The sequence below is a fragment of the Bradyrhizobium sp. Unk1 genome (assembly GCF_059512345.1).
In genome coordinates this window covers 13,841-30,937 of record NZ_JCAMOP010000010.1, presented here as the reverse complement: position 1 = coordinate 30,937, position 17,097 = coordinate 13,841, and the positions used below count along the sequence as shown (strand labels likewise).

13 protein-coding genes are annotated in these 17,097 nt (G+C 64.6%); 6 read left to right on the top strand and 7 right to left on the bottom strand.

Annotated elements, in window-relative coordinates:
• Positions 1-117: 117 nt before the first annotated feature.
• From AC5ZFO_RS14600 to AC5ZFO_RS14570, 7 genes are all read right to left on the bottom strand, one after another.
• Positions 118-681, bottom strand: coding sequence for a thioredoxin family protein (locus tag AC5ZFO_RS14600; protein ID WP_282522447.1), 564 nt, complete (start codon positions 679-681; stop codon positions 118-120).
• A gap of 31 nt (positions 682-712) precedes the next feature.
• Positions 713-1,411, bottom strand: a complete 699-nt coding sequence (locus AC5ZFO_RS14595; protein ID WP_282522446.1) for a cytochrome c biogenesis CcdA family protein — start codon at positions 1,409-1,411, stop codon at positions 713-715.
• A gap of 548 nt (positions 1,412-1,959) precedes the next feature.
• Positions 1,960-2,571, bottom strand: a complete 612-nt coding sequence (locus AC5ZFO_RS14590) for a sigma-70 family RNA polymerase sigma factor (RefSeq protein WP_028151983.1) — start codon at positions 2,569-2,571, stop codon at positions 1,960-1,962.
• A 416-nt stretch (positions 2,572-2,987) separates the two neighbouring features.
• The gene (locus AC5ZFO_RS14585; protein WP_041957018.1) at positions 2,988-3,719 is read right to left on the bottom strand and encodes a response regulator; all 732 of its coding nucleotides are present in this window, start codon (positions 3,717-3,719) and stop codon (positions 2,988-2,990) included.
• 24 nt (positions 3,720-3,743) lie between these two features.
• Positions 3,744-5,489, bottom strand: coding sequence for an ATP-binding response regulator (locus AC5ZFO_RS14580; RefSeq protein WP_282522445.1), 1,746 nt, complete (start codon positions 5,487-5,489; stop codon positions 3,744-3,746).
• The gene (locus AC5ZFO_RS14575) at positions 5,459-7,459 is read right to left on the bottom strand and encodes a sensor histidine kinase (protein WP_223154137.1); all 2,001 of its coding nucleotides are present in this window, start codon (positions 7,457-7,459) and stop codon (positions 5,459-5,461) included. The genes AC5ZFO_RS14580 and AC5ZFO_RS14575 overlap by 31 nt, the downstream gene beginning before the upstream one ends.
• Positions 7,460-7,542: 83 nt before the next feature.
• A complete protein-coding gene (locus tag AC5ZFO_RS14570) occupies positions 7,543-8,538 on the bottom strand; it encodes a TRAP transporter substrate-binding protein (protein WP_282522444.1) in 996 nt (331 codons plus the stop codon).
• A 222-nt stretch (positions 8,539-8,760) separates the two neighbouring features.
• Here AC5ZFO_RS14570 and ugpB point away from each other — a divergent pair, with 222 nt between their 5' ends.
• The 6 genes from ugpB (at position 8,761) to AC5ZFO_RS14540 (ending at position 17,079) form a co-directional block, all read left to right on the top strand.
• Positions 8,761-10,065, top strand: a complete 1,305-nt coding sequence (gene ugpB, locus AC5ZFO_RS14565; protein WP_282522638.1) for a sn-glycerol-3-phosphate ABC transporter substrate-binding protein UgpB — start codon at positions 8,761-8,763, stop codon at positions 10,063-10,065.
• Positions 10,066-10,071: 6 nt separating this feature from the next.
• Positions 10,072-11,022: an aminoglycoside phosphotransferase family protein gene (locus AC5ZFO_RS14560; RefSeq protein WP_282522443.1), complete on the top strand. Its 951-nt coding sequence runs from the start codon at positions 10,072-10,074 to the stop codon at positions 11,020-11,022.
• Between the two features lie 246 nt (positions 11,023-11,268).
• Positions 11,269-12,891 (top strand): ABC transporter substrate-binding protein, encoded by a 1,623-nt coding sequence (locus tag AC5ZFO_RS14555; RefSeq protein ID WP_282522442.1) that lies wholly within the window; start codon positions 11,269-11,271, stop codon positions 12,889-12,891.
• Between the two features lie 248 nt (positions 12,892-13,139).
• Positions 13,140-14,153 carry an ABC transporter permease gene (locus AC5ZFO_RS14550; protein ID WP_282522441.1) on the top strand — a complete coding sequence of 338 codons (1,014 nt, stop codon included), beginning with the start codon at positions 13,140-13,142 and terminating at the stop codon, positions 14,151-14,153.
• Between the two features lie 3 nt (positions 14,154-14,156).
• A complete protein-coding gene (locus AC5ZFO_RS14545; protein ID WP_282522440.1) occupies positions 14,157-15,056 on the top strand; it encodes an ABC transporter permease in 900 nt (299 codons plus the stop codon).
• A 301-nt stretch (positions 15,057-15,357) separates the two neighbouring features.
• Positions 15,358-17,079, top strand: a complete 1,722-nt coding sequence (locus tag AC5ZFO_RS14540; RefSeq protein WP_496122189.1) for a dipeptide ABC transporter ATP-binding protein — start codon at positions 15,358-15,360, stop codon at positions 17,077-17,079.
• Positions 17,080-17,097: the final 18 nt, after the last annotated feature.

The window sequence follows — 17,097 nt, the reverse complement described above, 5'->3', positions numbered from 1 at the left end:
TATTGCACGTTACAAAGCGTGGATGACGCTGTCGTCGTTCCGTTGAACAGAGTGGTGCTGCCGCTGTTGGAAATCGACGACGGCGCCGAAATCGAGTCGCTCGTGCAGCATGCGGCCTCAGCTATTGGCGTTCAGCAGCTTTGCCACGGTGCGGTCGATCTCATCGTAACGGCCTTCGCCCTCGTGCTGGAACACGATCTTGCCGTTCTGGTCGATGATATATTGCGCCGGCCAATATTGGTTCTGGTAGGCGTTCCAGGTCTTGGAATCATTGTCCTGCGCCACCGGATAGGTGATGCCGTGGCGCTTCAGTGCGGCCTGCACGTTGGCGGCGGAGCGCTCGAACGGGAATTCCGGCGTGTGCACGCCGACCACGACGAGGCCCTTGTCCTTGTACTTGGCGTAGAGATCGGTGACGTGCGGCAGCGTGTTGACGCAGTTGACGCAGCCATAGGTCCAGAAGTCGACCAGCACGACCTTGCCGCGGAGGTCGGCGATGTTGAGCGGTTTCGAGTTGAACCAATTGTTGATGCCGGTGAAATCAGGGGCGGCCTGCTGGCTTGCGGCGGCGGTGACGACAGGGGTGGCACGCGCGGCCTCGTCGCAGATGCCGGGGATGACGGCGCCTGTCACGGCCATGCCGATCAATGCGGTGGAGACAGCGAGCAGTTTGAAAGTCATGGAAGCGTCCTCCGGTGAAGATGAGGGATGATCACAGGCCGATCTGGCCGGTGGGATAGAATCCGGTGAGCCACGCCACGATCAGCGTGTCGTATTGGAAATAGGCCGCGACCGCGAAGGCGATCACGACGACACCAAAGCCCTGCTGCAGCCGCGGCGAGATCCGCGCGAGGCTGCGGACCCGCGTGGTCGCGGCCTGTCCGCCATAGGCGATCGCGAGCATCGGGATCGCTGCGCCGATGGCATAGGCAATCAACAGCACGCCGGCCCAGCTGGCGTTCTTCGACGTCGCGACCAGCGTCAGGATCGAACCGAGCACGGGACCGGCGCAGGGCGTCCAGACCAGGCCGAGCGTGGTGCCGAGCACGAGGCCGCCGAGCGCGCCCTCGCGCTGCACGGCGCCGGAATTGCCGAGATCGAGCCAGCCGTTGAGCCGGATCGACAGCCATTCGAACGGCGCCGGCCACAGCATCAGCAAGCCGAAGCCGAGCAGCAGGATCGACGCGGCCTCGCGCAGCACGTTCGGATCGAAATCGAATGCCTGCGTGATCGCACCCAACAGCAGCGCGGTCGCCGAGAACGAGACGACGAAGCCGAGCGCGATCATCGCGGGCCGCAAGTGCCCCACCCGCCCGATCGAGGCGCCGAGCAGGATCGGCAGCATCGGCAGCGTGCAGGGCGCGGCGATGGTCAGGATGCCGGCAAGGACGGCGAAGACAAGTTCGAGCATCGGGTACTCGTGAAGGAGGTCACGAGGGCAGTTCGGGATGGATGCACGCGTTGTTACGTGGCGTCACGTCTTCGTGAGGGGGCGGCTGCCTGGTGTGGGGCGTACCGGGCGGCATTGCGAGGCAACCCAGTCGGCCACGGCGACGGTGCGCTCCCTCCCCCCTTGCGGGGGAGGGCGGGGGAGAGGGGTGGCCCCGGGAAATGGTCTACGCGATCGCGGTACGCACAAATCGAGAGAGCCCCCGTGCGGTACCCCTCTCCCTGCCCCTCCCCCGCAAGGGGGGAGGGAATGAGAGAGTGGTGCCTACCTCACTCCAGCAGGAAGCGGGACCTCAGCCATCCCCAAACACAAAACGACCCGGAGGGGGGGCATCCCGTCCGGGTCGCTGGAGGTCTTGGGAGGTTTAACGAAACCGTATGTGAGCTTTATAGGAGGGAAGTTTTTCCGCGTGATGTTGTGCTTTGTTTCAATTGTTTCGTCGGCGGTAACACTTCCGTGTCCGAGGGCAGGGCCGAAAGTCCGGTCCTATCCAATTGAAATCCTTGGCCTTATGCGGCGAAACGGTCGACGCCGGCGCCCTTAAGCAAATCGGCCAGTTGCTTGCGGGCATAGAACATCCGGGTCTTCACCGTGCTCTGCGGGATACCGATGATCTGACCGACCTCCTCCACCGACTTCTCATGGTAGTAGACGAGGTTGATGATCTCGCGATGCGCGGGCGACAGTTTTTGCACGCAGGCGCGCAGGATGGCGCTGGTGTCGTTGCGGTCGAGCGAGGTCTCGGGCGTCTCGGCATCGTCGGGAATCTGGCGCACGTCGTCTTGGTCGATGTCTTCGAAGCGGCGCTGGCGCATCGCGGTCAGCGCCTTGAAGCGCGCGATCGAGAGCAGCCAGGTCGAGACCTGCGAGCGGCCCTGGAACTGGCCTGCGGTGCGCCACACGTCGAGGAACACCTGGCTGACGAGGTCTTCCGCCGTGGTCGCGTCACGCACAATGCGCAGGATGAAGCGATAAACCCGCACATTGTGCCGGCAATAGAGGATGTGCATCGACGTCCGGTTGCCGTCGGCAATGCTTTCAAGAAGCATGTCGTCCGAGGTCGCCTGAGCGGCAATGATGCTCTGGCTGGCTTGGGCGTTGATGGCGATGACGTTCGGCATTGACTTGCTCCCCGTAGCGCCGCAACCGAGCGGCGTTTCCTTGGACCAAAGTGTTAATCAGCGAACGTTTCGGGACGTCTGCACCAAAAGCGGAAAATGGTTTCGTGCGCCGCCAAATTGTTTCGTCGGACAGGCCGCGACGAAACATTCGGGGCGAAAAGCCGTGGAATTTCAATGTACGGAAAATACGGGGGTGGGGATTTTGACGCGGACGGTGGCGCCGGGAACGTATTTCGGGGGATTGCGTTCGGCCGCGCGACGCCCAGTACTGTCGTCGTGGGGCGCGCGCAGCCAGGACGACGATCTCGTAGGGTGGGCAAAGGCGCAAAGCGCCGTGCCCACGTTCTTTTCGCCATGGAGAGAATGGTGGGCACGCTTCGCTTTGCCCACCCTACGGCACCGCGTGCTCGGCCGCCTTACGCCTTCTCGCCCGCGGGCGAGAACAGATAGCCGCCGCCGCGGATGGTGCGGATCACGGCTGGCTTGGTCGGGTCGGGCTCGATCTTGCGGCGGATGCGCATGATGCGCAGGTCCACGGCGCGGTCGAAGGCTTCGGCGTCGCGCGCATTGGCCAGTTCGAGCAGGCGTTCGCGCGACAGCACGCGCTTCGGATTGGCCGCGAACACTTTCAGCAGCCCGAACTCGGAGGCGGTGAGCGGATGCTCGTTGCCTTCGTCGTCGCGCAAGGCCTGCGCTTCGAGGTCGAGCCATTTGGTGCCAAAGCGCACCAGTTGATCCTTGTCCGATTTGGCGGGCGCGGTCTCGACCGCCTTCACCGGCGTGCTCCGCCGCAACACCGAGCGGATGCGCGCCATCAGCTCGCGCAGCTCGCACGGCTTTGCCACGTAATCGTCGGCGCCGAGCTCGAGACCGACGACGCGGTCGATCGGGCTCGCGGTCGCCGTCAGCATGATCACGGGCACGTTGATGCGGCTCTTGAGGTCGCGGATGATCGAGAGGCCGTCTTCCTCGGGCATGTTGAGGTCGAGCACGACGAGGTCCGGCATGCTGCCGTCGATCGCGGTGCGCAAGCTCTTGCCGCCGTCGCACAGCGTCACGGTGAAGCCGTGCATCTTGAGGTAATCGCCGACCATCTCCCGGGCCGGGGCCTCGTCGTCGACGATCATGATGTGCTGGCTTTGGGTCATATCACTCAGATCTCGGTACTCGAATCACGGCAACTCGGTCGCGGGCAGGGTGATGGTGAAGGTCGATCCCTTGCCGGGACCGTCGCTCTCGGCCGTCACCTCGCCGCCATGCATGTCGATAATACGCTTGACGATGGAAAGCCCAAGCCCCGTCGAGCTCTCGCCCGCGGTCGGTTTGGCCGACAGCCGCTGGAACCGGCCGAACAGGCGGCCGAGATCCTCCGGCGACAGGCCGGCGCCCTCGTCGCTGACGCGGACGACGGTATCATTGGCCTCATGGGTGACGGCGACGATGATCTTGCCGCCGATCGGTGAGTATTTGATGGCGTTGCTGATCAGATTGTCGATCGCCTCGCGGATGCGGTCGGTGTCGCACATGGTGACGATGTTGGGCGGCGCCGTGACGCTGATCGCCTGCTGCTTGTTGACCGCGAGCGGATGGTTGGCGTCGGCCACCTCTTTCACCAGGGCCGCGACGTCGACCGGCTCGCGGCGGATGGTGATGTCGAAGGCATCGGCCATTGCGTCCGAGATCAGATGATCGACCATCGTGGTCAGGCGCTTCGTCGCATCGCGGATGTGATCGACCTGGGCGACCACGCCGTCGGACGAGGCGCCGGTCGAAATCAGCTCCTTCAGCATCTCGGTACGGCCGAGGATGACGCCGAGCGGGTTCTTGAGGTCATGCGCGACGGTGCCCAGAATCTCGTTCTTGAAGCCGTTGGCGCGCTGCAGCCGCAGCCATTGCGCAGAGAGGCGGCGGTTGGCCTGCATCAGCGCGCGGGTGCGCTGGGCGACACGGTCCTCCAGCTGCGTGTTGGCGTCCTGGAGCTGCTGGTAGAGGATGACGTTGTCGAAGGCGATGGAGAGCCGGCTGGAGAAGATCTCGACCAGCGAGCGGTCGGTCTCGGACAGCTCGCGCTCGGCCTGCAGCAGCACCACCACCTCGCGACCGGAGCCGGTCCGCAGATAGATCACGCTGCGGTGGTCGGCGAATTCGTTCTTGCGGCCCTGAAACGCGGCCTCCACCATCGTCCGCAGATCGGGGTCGAGCGCCTTCGACGAGGTCGTGCCGATGAAGCGGCTGTAGCAGCCGCTGCCGGCGAGCACGGAGAGCTCGGGGTCCACGCCGCCATTGTCTCGCAGCACCAGTATGCCGGCGCAATCGACATTGAGCAGCGAGGCGAGCTGGGTCAGCACGCCCTCGGCGAGCCGTTGCATCGACTTGAAGTCGTACAGCGTCGAGGCGGCGTCGATGATGATCTCGAGCCCGCGCCGCGTCTGCACCATGCGCTCGAGCTGCTGATAGGAGCGCAGCGCCGCGGTCAGCGAGGTGAACAGCTTGTCGGCGGTGAGCTCGGTCTTGGCCTTGTAGTCGTTGATGTCGTACTGCACGATCACGCGCCGCTCCGGCGCCTGGCCGGGCTGTCCGGTGCGCAGGATGATGCGCACGGTCTCGTTCCTGAGCTCGTTGCGGATGAACTCGACCAGCTCGAGGCCGGCGACATCGGTCTCCATGATGACGTCGAGCAGCACGGCGGCGATGTCGCCATGCGCGGCCATCAGCTTGCGACCTTCCGCCGCGGAATGCGCGGAGAGGATCTCAAGACCCTGGCCGTTGAGGCTGTAGTCGGACAGCGCGAAGCGGGTGCCGTCATGCACGGCCGGATCGTCGTCGATGACGGCGATCTTCCACTTCCGTGCGTTCTGGTCCTCCGGTGCGGTACCGGTATCGTCGATCAGGTGGAGGACATCGTCCTGTTCGGCCATTGAGAAGTCCCGTCAGTCTCTGTGCTTTGCGCGCCGCCCTTGGCGACCCGGGGCATGATAATGCGAAAAGTAGTGCCTTGTCCCAGCTTGGATTCCAGCATCATGCGCCCGCCGAGCTGCTGGGTGACAAGGTTATAGACGATATGAAGCCCGAGTCCCGTACCACCTTCATTGCGCCGGGTGGTAAAGAATGGGTCAAAGGCTTGGCGCTGCACGTCGGGGGTCATGCCGGCCCCGTCATCGGCGAAGATGATCTCGATGTCGTCGGTCCCGCGCGGCCGCGCCGAGATCGTGATCGTGCCGGCGCGGCCGTCGGCAAAGGCGTGGTTGGCGGCGTTGAGGAAGAGGTTGGTCAGGATCTGGCCGTAGGAGCCGGGATAGCCGTCGAGCAGGAGCCCCTCGGGCACGTCGGCCTGGAGCGTGATCGGCGAGCGCTTCAGGACCGGACGCAGGCTGGCGATGATCTGGTCGGTAGCTTCGCTGAGTGAGAACTGCCGCCGCTCGGCGTGCGAGCGGTCGACCGCGACCTGCTTGAACGACTGGATCAGCTCGCCGGCGCGGGTGAGGTTGGCGACGAGCTGCTGCGAGGCGTCGCGCGAGGACTGCACGAACTCCTCCAGCTGCGAGCGGCGCAGGCCGCCGTCGCCCTTGAGCTGGGCCTCGAAGATCTCAGTGCGCCGGGCGAAGCTGGAAGCGACGGTCAGGCTGATGCCGATCGGGTTGTTGACCTCGTGCGCGACGCCGGCGACGAGGCCGCCCAGCGCCGCCAGCCGTTCGGCGTCGATCAAATTCTGCTGCGCGGTGTTGAGCTCGAGCAGCGCGCTCTCGGCCTTCTCCTTGGACGCGCGCAGCTCGTCCTCGGTCTCGCGCTTCGCGATCGCGTTCTCGCGGAACACCTCGACCGCGCGCGCCATGGCGCCGACCTCGTCGCGTGCCTTGGTGCCCTGCACCTCGCGGTCGAGGTCGCCGAGCGTGATCGCGCGCATCGCGGTCATGATCTGCTGCAGCGGCAGGCGGATCGACAGCGCGATCAGCACGCCCGCGGTGAGGATGATGCCGAGGAAGATCACCGCGATCGACAGCACCCGCCGCGAGATATCGGCCAGGGTACGATCAAACGTCTCCTGCGCCTTCTGCTCGCGCTGGCGCATCTTGGTGGAGAGGTCGTCGATGGCGCCGATCGCCTCGGCCTGGCTGGCGTCGATGGTGTTGCGCAGCAATTCGGTGCGGCTCGTCAGCTGCTCGGAGAGTTTTGCGAAACCCTCGCGTAGCGCCATGGTGCGGGTCCCGAGCCGCTGCAGCGCCATGCGCTGCAGGTCGTTGTCGGCGAGATCGATCATGACCGGAATGGTCTTCTCGATCGTCTCGGTGTTGCGGCGCGCGTCGTCGGCGGCACCAGGCGACAGCGACAGATAGTAGGAGTTGGCGGCCACCAGCATCGCGGTAAAGGCCTCGCGGGACTTGCCGAGCGAGGGCCAGATCAGCGCGTCGCGGTGGCCGGTGGCGCCTTCGATGATGGAATAGAGACCGGCCATGTCCCGGGCCGGGCCCTGCACCTGCTCCTCATAGGTCTTGGCGATGGTCGCCTGCACGCTACGCAGCTCGCCGAAGCCGTTGAGGAAGCGGTCGGTGGTGCGCTCCAGCTCCTCGACCGAGCCCGACAGCATCGGGTCCTTGGCGGCACGGTCGGTCAGCGTGCCCAGCACCGCCTCGCGCAGCAGCAGGATCTCGGCGAACAGGTCCGGGCTCGGCTGGTTGATGTAGCGGTGGATCAGATTGTGCAGGCGCCCGGTCTCGCTTTCGAGCAGCGCCAGGATGCGGTCGGACTCGCGCACCTGGCGGACGTCGCCCCAGGCCGAGCCCAGCACCTGCGTGCCGTTCCAGATCAGCCCCACCAGCACCACGACCACGGCCGAGTTCAGCGCCGCGATCGACAGGATGCGCCAGCGGATCGGCACCGCGCGGAGCATGCCGACCAGACGCGCGCGCAGCCGCCCGAGCGGGCCGGGCGGCCTGTCTGCGTGCTCGCTGTGTCCAAGTGCAGCCAAGCGGCTCACTCCACCTTGCGAATGCGTTCGATCAGCGCGGCCGCGGCGGGATCGCGCCCAGCCTTGGCGTAGATCGCAGCCATCGCCTCCTCGAACGGCTTGCGGTCGATGTCCTTGACGACGGTGATGCCGGCGGCTTCAGCCTTGTGCTGCGACTGCTCCTCGAGGTCGCGCCACTTCTCGCGCATGAACCGGCTGGAGCGAGCCGCGGCCTCGCGGAATATCTGCTGGTCGTCCGCCGACAGGCTTTTCCAGGCCTTCAGCGAGATCACCAGCACTTCCGGGCTCATCGTGTGCTCGGTGAGCGCGAGGTGGCCAGCATGTTTGTAATGGTCTGTCGTCACGAAGGATGGCCAGTTGTTTTCGGCGCCGTCGATCAGATGGTTGGCAAGTCCGGTGAGCACCTGTCCGTAGGGCATCTCGACCGGCTCGGCGCCGAGCGAGCGGATCATCTCGCTCATCAACTCCGACTGCTGCACCCGGATCCGCAATCCCCTGAGGTCGGCGACACTCCGTATCGGACGGACGCCGTTGTAGATCGACCGCGCGCCGGAATCGTAGAAGGCGAGCCCGACGAAGCCGTAGGGCTCGAAACTGCCGAGGATCTCGCTGCCGATCGGCCCGTCCAGCACCCTCTGCATGTGCTCGATGGACCGGAACAGGAACGGCATGGCGAGCACGTTCATCGCCGGGACGAAGTTGCCGATCAGCGCCACATTGGTCCGGTTGAGGTCGATCGCGCCGACCCTGGTCTGTTCGATGGTCTCCTTCTCTTCGCCGAGCTGACGGGAGTGGAACACCTTGATCTCGTGCCGGCCGCCGGTGCGCTCGGCGATCAGCGCGCCCATGTAGCGTAGCGCCTGGACGGTCGGGTAGTCCTCGGTCTGGGTGTCGGCGGCGCGGAATTCGCGCGCAGCTGCGCCCGTCGCGCATACCGCGAGCAGAAGCGCAACGAAGATCACCCCGGTCCGCGAGAGTTCGGCACGGTTCAGCACTGGCACACTCAACCCCTCAGTGGTGGAGTCTATGGCGAAGCCAAAAGGTTCAATGCAATCTAGCAGATGGTTAAGGGAAGGCCATCCCGCCGCACCCGGCGGGGCGATTGTGCGGCGCGGCCGCCGTTCATTCCCGGTTGAAACGGGAAATGCCGCGCCTTAAGCAGGTATGGTCGCCTTTTGCCGCGCGCCACGGGAAGAGCCATCGTGATTTCAGCATCGCGTCTTTTGCGGATCCTCGCCGCTTTCATCGTCCTCGCAATGCCTCTTCAGGCGCGCGCCGCCACCGACATCGCGCTGTGGCACGCCATGTCCGGCGAGCTCGGCCGGCAGCTCGAGAAGCTCGCCGCCGATTTCAACGCCTCGCAGTCCGATTACCGCATCGTGCCTGCTTACAAGGGCAATTACACCGAGACCGTGACGGCGGCGATCTTCGCCTTCCGCTCGCGCAGCCAGCCGGCGATCGTCCAGGTCAACGAGGTCGCCACCGCCACCATGACCGCGGCCAAGGGCGCGATCTATCCCGTGTTCAACATGATGCGGGACATGAAGGAGCCGTTCTCGCTGGATGATTACCTTCCCGCCGTCTCCGGCTATTACACCGATGCGGCCGGCAATCTGTTGTCCTTCCCGTTCAATTCCTCGACGCCGATCCTCTATTACAACAAGACCATGTTCCGCGACGCGGGCCTCGATCCGGAGACGCCGCCGAAGACATGGCCCGAGCTTGGGCTTGCCGCAAAACGCCTGCGCGACCGCGGCGCGGCTTGCGGCTTCACCACCTCCTGGCCGTCCTGGATCCACATCGAGAATTTCTCCGCCTTCCACAATCTGCCGCTCGCGACGCGGACCAATGGCTTTGCGGGGCTGGATGCCGAGCTGACCATCAACAACCCGGTCGTCGTGCAACACATCGCCCAGCTCGCCGAGTGGCAGAAGGGCAAGGTGTTCGATTACGGCGGCCGCGGGCAGTCGGCCGAGCCGCGCTTCCAGAAGGGCGAATGCGGCATCTTCATCGGCTCCTCGGCGACGCGGGCCGACATCAAGGCGAATTCGAAATTCGATATCGGCTACGGCATGATGCCGTACTGGCCCGATGTAAAGAACGCGCCGCAGAACTCGATCATCGGCGGCGCCACGCTGTGGGTGCTGCGCGACCGCCCGCGCCAGGAATACAAGGGCGTGGCGCGGTTCTTCGCCTATCTGTCGCAGCCCGGCGTGCAGGCCGCCTGGCACCAGAACACCGGCTATCTGCCGATCACTCGCGCCGCCTTCGAGCTGACGCGCGCGCAGGGTTTTTACGAGCGCAATCCGGGCTCCGCGATCTCGTTCGAGGAGATCACGCTGCATCAGCCGACGGAGAACTCGAAGGGCATCCGGCTCGGCTCGTTCGTGCTGATCCGCGGCGCCATCGAGGACGAGCTGGAGCAGGCCTTTACCGGCCAGAAGGGCGCGCAGGCTGCGCTCGATGCCGCGGTCGAGCGCGGCAACAAGCTGCTGCGCCAGTTCGAGCGCGCCAGCCCGGACCGGTAGCGGCCCATGACAACTGCCGTGTTGCCGGCTTTCGCCGATGCGGACAGCTTTCGCGTCTTTCGCTCTGATCCACGGCAATGGCTGGGAATTGCGATAGACGTCGCGCGCAGCCACGGTCTCGATGCCAGTTCGCCGCACGTGTTTGTAACAGGCACCAATCTCGTCGTCGGCCTCGATGACCGGCTGATCCTGAAAATCTTCCCGCCGCTCTTGCGCGCGCAATTCGTCTCCGAACGCGGGTCGCTGGCGCAGCTTGCCGGCCGCCTTCATCTGCCGATCCCGGAGATCGTCGCGGAGGGTGAGCGCGACGGCTGGCCTTACCTCATCATCACGCGCCTTGCCGGCACGCTCGGCTCGGAGGTGTGGCCGCAGCTGGCGGAAGACCAGAAAGAGCGCCTGCTGCGCCAGATCGGCGAGACCATCGCCGCCGTGCAGCACGCGCCGCTTGGGCCGCTCGCAAAGATCGAACCGCGCTGGGACGACTTCATGCGTGCCCAGATGGAGGGATGCAAGGCGCGGCACACGCGGCTTGGCCTTGCGCCGAAATTCCTCGAAGGCCTCGACGATCTCCTGCGCGATGCAGCCGAGCTGATTCCAATGGATGCGCCGCCGGTGATCCTGGTGGGCGAATATATCCCCCAGAATTTCCTGCTCGCCTGCGACGACGGCAACTGGTCGCTCGCCGGCCTGTTTGACTTCGGCGACGTGCTCGCAGGATGGCGCGATTACGACCTGCTCGGCCCCAGCGCCTTCATGGCGGCCGGACGGCCGGGGAGGGTGCGCAGCCTGCTCGAGGGCTTTGGCTATGCGAAGCTGGACTATGCGCTCAAGCGCCGGCTGATGGCGCTGATGCTGCTGCACCGCGCCAGCGACCTCAACAGCCACGTCTGTATCGAGGGCTGGCAGGACAGGGCGAACGATCTCGTCGAACTCCAGGATCTGATCTGGCCGGGCTGAACCGCCCAGGCCATCTGCGACGGCCTGCTCAATCCGGCAGCGCTCAATCTTTCAGCCTATTTTTGGAGCATAATCGCACCTTTGTATGCAATTGACCGGTCTGCCCGAAGCGCGATCGATCGCCGAAATGTCAAAAATATTATTCAGAATCAGTACCTTATGTGGAAATTAAAGCCTCGTTAAGCGCTGGCACGAACCTTGCGAATCCCTGTTCCAACCAGAAACTTTTGCGTTGGAGCATTTTCCATGAAGCGCCGCGATTTCCTCAAGTCCGTGTCCGGATTGGCCGCAGGCGCGGCGCTTCCGGCGATGCCACAGGTGATCTCGTCCGCCTACGCCGATGCGCGCTCGGAGACGCTGCTGATCGTCTCGGAAGGCGGCCCGAACAATCTCGACATCCACGGCGTCGGCACCAACGTGCCCGGCTATGAAGTGTCTTGGAATTGCTACGACCGCCTGATCAGCCACGAGATGAAGGTCGGCCCCGGCGGCGTGCCCTATTACGACCGCGACAAGTTCAAGGGTGAGCTCGCCGAGGACATGAAGATCGACGACATGTCGGTCACCTTCAAGCTGCGCAAGAACGCCAAATTCCACGACGGCACGCCCGTTACCGCCAAGGACGTAAAGTGGTCGCTCGACCGCGCCGTCAGCGTCGGCGGCTTCCCGACTTTCCAGATGAGCGCGGGCTCTCTCACAAAGCCCGAGCAGTTCGTCGTGATCGACGACCACACCGTGCGCGTCGACTTCCTGAAGAAGGACAGGCTGACGATCCCCGATCTCGCGGTGATCGTGCCCTGCATCGTCAACTCCGAGCTGGTGAAGAAGAACGCCAGTGAGAAGGACCCCTGGGGTCTCGAATTCACCAAGCAGCAGACCGCGGGCTCCGGCGCCTACAAGGTGACGAAGTGGACCGCCGGCACCGAAGTCATCATGGAGCGCAACGAGGATTGGGTCTGCGGTCCGCTGCCGAAGATCAAGCGCGTGATCTGGCGCATGGTGCCGCAGGCCGGCAACCGCCGCGCGCTGCTGGAGCGGGGCGACGCCGATATCTCCTATGAGCTGCCCAACAAGGACTTTCAGGAGATGAAGGCGAACGGCAAGCTCAACGTCGTGTCGCTGCCGTTCTCCAACGGCATCCAGTATATCGGCATGAACGTCACCAAGCCGCCGTTCGACAATCCCAAGGTCCGCCAGGCGGTGGCCTATGCACTGCCCTATCAGAAGATCATGGACGCGGTGATGTTCGGCCTCGCGAACCCGATGTTCGGCGCGCCCAAGGACAAGTCGACCGAAGTCGCCTGGCCGCAGCCGCACAAATACAACACCGACATCGAGAAGGCGAAAGCGCTGATGGTGGAGGCAGGCCTCGCCAACGGCTTCGAGACCACGATCTCCTTCGATCTCAATTTCGCCGGCGTCAACGAGCCGCTCTGCGTGCTGGTGCAGGAGAGCTTGGCGCAGATCGGCATCAAGACCACCATCAACAAGGTGCCCGGCGCCAACTGGCGCACCGAGCTGAACAAGAAGGAGATGCCGCTCTTCACCAACGTGTTCTCGGGCTGGCTCGATTACCCCGAATACTTCTTCTACTGGTGCTATCACGGCAATAATTCCGTCTTCAACACCATGAGCTACAAGTCGGCGGAGATGGACAGACTGATCGACGGCGCGCGCACGGCGGCTGCGACCGGCGACACTGCGGCCTACGATGCCGATGTGAAGGGTTTTGTCGATCTCGCTTTCACCGACATCCCGCGCATCCCGCTGTACCAGCCCTTCGTCAACGTCGCGATGCAGAAGAACATCAGCGGCTACCAATACTGGTTCCACCGGAGGCTGGATTACCGCGCGCTGGTGAAGGGGTGAGCCGTCATGAGCGCGCGCGACATGGCCGCGACGCTAGCTGCATTTCGGAGTGAGGCGGGCGCTGGCCTCTCACTCCCTCCCCCCTTGCGGGGGAGGGGCGGGGAGAGGGGTAGCCACGAACTCAGATCTCACCCGGAGCCACCCCTCTCCCTAACCCTCCCCCGCAAGGGGGGAGGGAACGCAGCGGAGCGCGGGGCAACGCTCTTGTCCGCTAGCAAGATTCGTTCGTCATCCAGGAGCGTCTTTCCATGCTGACCATGATCGGCAAGCGCCTGATGTTCGCGATTCCCTCGCTGATCGGGGTCGTCATCGTCACCTTCCTGCTGACGCGCGCGCTGCCGGGCGATCCCGCCGCCTACTTCGCAGGGCCCGCGGCAACCAAGGAAGCTGTCGAGCAGATCCGCAAGAAGCTCGGCCTCGACAGGCCGCTGATCGAGCAGTTCTTCCGCTACACCAACGACCTTGCCCATGGCGATTTCGGCAACTCGCTCACCACGGGACAGCCGGTGGCGGCCGAGATCCGCAACCGCCTGCCGGCCTCCGCAGAGCTGACCTTGCTCGGCCTCATCGTCTCGGTCGTCATCGCCATTCCGCTCGGCGTGCTGGCGGCGACGCGGCCGGGATCATGGGTCGACCATCTCTGCCGTGTCACGACGACGGCCGGCGTCTCTCTGCCGGTGTTCTTCACCGGCCTCGTGCTGGTCTATATCTTCTATTTCAGGCTCGGCTGGTCACCCGCGCCGCTCGGTCGCCTCGATGTGTTCACCAGCGCGCCGCCGACGGTGACCGGCTTCTACCTGATCGACACGCTGATCGCGCGCGACTTCGAGGCGTTCCGCTCCGCGCTGAGCCAGCTGATTCTGCCGGCGACGACGCTCGCGATCTTCTCGCTGGCGCCGATCGCGCGCATGACGCGCGCCTCGATGCTGGCGGTGTTGTCGTCGGAGTTCGTGCGGACGGCCCGCGCCAGTGGTCTGTCGCCGGCGACCGTCATCATCACCTACGCGTTCCGCAACGCGATGCTGCCCGTGATCACCACGCTCAGCATGGTGTTCTCGTTCCTGTTAGGGGCCAACGTGCTGGTGGAGAAAGTGTTCGCCTGGCCCGGCATCGGCTCCTACGCGGTGGAAGCGCTGATCTCGTCCGACTTCGCGCCGGTGCAGGGTTTCGTGCTGACCATGGCGGTCATGTACGTGCTGCTCAATCTCGTGATCGACATTCTCTATGGCGTGATCGATCCGCGTGTCAGGTTGGAGGGCTAAATCATGAGTTCGGTTGCGCCTGCTGTTGAACCTGTCGGCCCCGCGCGAACGTCGGGCCTCACTGCGATCCTCGAACAGACCCGCTACGTTCTCAGCGAGAACAAGGTCACCGGCTTTGCCTTTGCGCTGCTGATCGTGATCCTGATTGCCGCGATCTTCGGTCCCTATGTGGTGCCGTATGATCCGCTGGCCTCCGACACGGCCGCTGCACTGAAGCCGCCCTCGGCCGCGCATTGGTTCGGCACCGATCAATTGGGCCGCGACATTTTCAGCCGCGTCGTGGTTGCGACGCGGCTCGATACGTTCATCGCGATCGCCTCCGTGGTGCTGGTGTTCCTGATGGGCGGCCTTGCCGGCATCGCAGCGGGCTATTTCGGCGGATGGACCGATCGCATTGTCGGCCGCATCGCGGACACCATCATGGCGTTTCCGCTGTTCGTGCTGGCGATGGGCATCGTCGCCGCGCTCGGCAACACCGTGCAGAACATCATCCTGGCCACGGCCATCGTGAACTTCCCGCTCTACGCCCGCGTCGCCCGCGCCGAAGCCAACGTCCGCCGCAATGCCGGCTTCGTGCAGGCCGCACGCCTGTCCGGTAACGGCGAACTCCGCATCCTGCTGGTGCACATCTTGCCGAACATCATGCCGATCATGATCGTGCAGATGTCGCTGACCATGGGCTACGCCATCCTCAATGCCGCCGGCCTGTCCTTCATCGGCCTCGGCGTCCGTCCGCCGACAGCCGAGTGGGGCATCATGGTTGCCGAAGGCGCGGGCTTCATGGTGTCAGGGGAATGGTGGATCGCGCTGTTCCCGGGCCTTGCGCTGATGATCGCCGTGTTCTGCTTCAACCTCCTCGGCGACGGCCTCCGCGACATCGTCGACCCGCAGCGGAGGACGTGATGGCTGTTTCCAAGCTCGCAGCTGCGCTCCCTCCCCCCTTGCGGGGGAGGCACAGGCCACCTTCGGCGGCCGTCCTCTTAGTCAACGCCGAAGCGAAGCTTCGGCTATGGGAGAGGGGTAGCCCCAAGCGAGATCTGAGTTCGTGGCTACCCCTCTCCCTGCCCCTCCCCCGCAAGGGGGGAGGGAATGAGAGGGCCGGGTCCGCCTCACGCCAAAATTCTCCAAAAAGTTTCTTAGTTGAATCAAGCACATCTCTACTGTGCATGGGGTTGTTTTCTACTTTTTTGATCGGGAGGCCCTCATGACCGCCCAGCCCCTGCTCGACGTCAGGGATCTCACGGTCGAATTCACCACCCGCCGCGGCATCGTCAAAGCCGTCCAGCACGTCAACATCTCCGTCGCCAAGGGCGAGACGCTCGCCATCGTCGGCGAGTCCGGCTCCGGCAAGTCGGTGACGTCCTATGCGGTGATGCGCATCCTCGATCGGGCGGGGCGGATCGCCGAGGGCTCGGTGATGTTCTCCGGCATCGACGTCAGGGCGGCCACCGAAGACCAGATGCGCGATCTGCGCGGCCGCGAAGTCTCGATGATCTTCCAGAACCCGCGCGCGGCCCTGAACCCGATCCGGAAAGTGGGTGACCAGATCGAGGACGTGCTGCGCACCCACGTGCAGCAGGCCACGGTCTCGGACCACGGAGAAAAGGCGATCGAGGCGCTGGAGCAGGTCAAGATCGCCCGCCCGCGCGAGCGCTACCACGCCTATCCGTTCGAGCTGTCAGGCGGCATGTGCCAGCGCGTCGTCATCGCGCTCGCGCTCGCCTGCAATCCGCAGCTCCTGATCGCGGACGAGCCGACCACCGGCCTCGACGTCACCACCCAGAAGGCGGTGATGGACCTGATCGTCGAGCTGACAAAACGCAAGGCGATGTCGACCATCCTGATCACGCACGACCTCGGCCTTGCGGCCGCCTATTGTGACCGCGTCGTCGTGATGGAGAAGGGTCGCGTCGTCGAGACCGCCAAGGCCGCCGACATCTTCGCCAACCCGCAGCACCCCTACACCAAGAAGCTGATGCGCGCGACGCCGCGGCTTGGTGTGAGCTTGCGCGATCTGCTGCCGGAGGAGGAGGGCGCGGAACCCGCCGCCCCCGCGGAGCCGGCCCCGGCCGCCGCCGCAGAGAGCCAGAAGCCCCTCCTCCTCGTCGAAAAGCTGGTCAAGGAATATCCTCGTCAGGGTGCCACCGCCACGCTCGGCAAACTGTTCGGCCGCAAGCCGCCAGTCGAGCCCGACGTGTTCCGCGCGGTCGACGGCATCAGCCTCTCCATCGGCCATGGCGAGAGCGTCGGCCTGGTCGGCGAATCCGGTTGCGGCAAATCGACGACGTCGATGATGGTGATGCGCCTACTGGACCAGACCTCCGGCCTGATCCAGTTCGACGGCGAGGACATCGGCGCCATCGCGCCTGCCTCCTTCGCCCGGCTGCCGCAACGCAGCCGCATCCAGATGGTGTTCCAGGACCCGACCGACAGCCTCAACCCGCGCTTTACCGCCGCCCGCGCCATCGCCGACCCCATCATGCAGCTCGGCGACATCAGGGGCCGCGATGCGCTGCGCACGCGCTGCGAGGAACTCGCGACCATGGTCGGGCTGCCGCACAATCTGCTGGATCGGTTTCCGCACCAGCTTTCCGGCGGCCAGAAGGCCCGCGTCGGCATTGCGCGCGCCATCGCGCTGCATCCAAAACTCGTCATCCTGGACGAGCCGACCGCGGCGCTGGACGTCTCGGTCCAGGCCGTGGTCCTCAATCTGCTTCAGGACCTGAAAGCGCGCTTAGGTATGAGTTATCTGTTCGTCTCGCATGATTTGAACGTAGTGCGCTTGTTGTGCGATCGTGTCATTGTCATGCGGACAGGTCGAATCGTCGAAGAGGGCTCTTCCGAAAAAGTCCTCAGCGATCCGCAGGACGACTACACCAAGGAGCTGCTGACGGCGATCCCGCATCCGCCGTTGCAGGTACACTGAGAGATTGTTTGGGAGCGT

Bases quoted from the DNA above. Each gene is read 5' to 3' on its own strand.
- AC5ZFO_RS14600 (WP_282522447.1), bottom strand. From the start codon at position 681: ATGACTTTCAAACTGCTCGCTGTCTCCACCGCATTGATCGGCATGGCC.
- AC5ZFO_RS14595 (WP_282522446.1), bottom strand. From the start codon at position 1,411: ATGCTCGAACTTGTCTTCGCCGTCCTTGCCGGCATCCTGACCATCGCC.
- AC5ZFO_RS14590 (WP_028151983.1), bottom strand. From the start codon at position 2,571: ATGCCGAACGTCATCGCCATCAACGCCCAAGCCAGCCAGAGCATCATT.
- AC5ZFO_RS14585 (WP_041957018.1), bottom strand. From the start codon at position 3,719: ATGACCCAAAGCCAGCACATCATGATCGTCGACGACGAGGCCCCGGCC.
- AC5ZFO_RS14580 (WP_282522445.1), bottom strand. From the start codon at position 5,489: ATGGCCGAACAGGACGATGTCCTCCACCTGATCGACGATACCGGTACC.
- AC5ZFO_RS14575 (WP_223154137.1), bottom strand. From the start codon at position 7,459: ATGCTCCGCGCGGTGCCGATCCGCTGGCGCATCCTGTCGATCGCGGCG.
- AC5ZFO_RS14560 (WP_282522443.1), top strand. From the start codon at position 10,072: ATGACAACTGCCGTGTTGCCGGCTTTCGCCGATGCGGACAGCTTTCGC.
- AC5ZFO_RS14555 (WP_282522442.1), top strand. From the start codon at position 11,269: ATGAAGCGCCGCGATTTCCTCAAGTCCGTGTCCGGATTGGCCGCAGGC.
- AC5ZFO_RS14550 (WP_282522441.1), top strand. From the start codon at position 13,140: ATGCTGACCATGATCGGCAAGCGCCTGATGTTCGCGATTCCCTCGCTG.
- AC5ZFO_RS14545 (WP_282522440.1), top strand. From the start codon at position 14,157: ATGAGTTCGGTTGCGCCTGCTGTTGAACCTGTCGGCCCCGCGCGAACG.
- AC5ZFO_RS14540 (WP_496122189.1), top strand. From the start codon at position 15,358: ATGACCGCCCAGCCCCTGCTCGACGTCAGGGATCTCACGGTCGAATTC.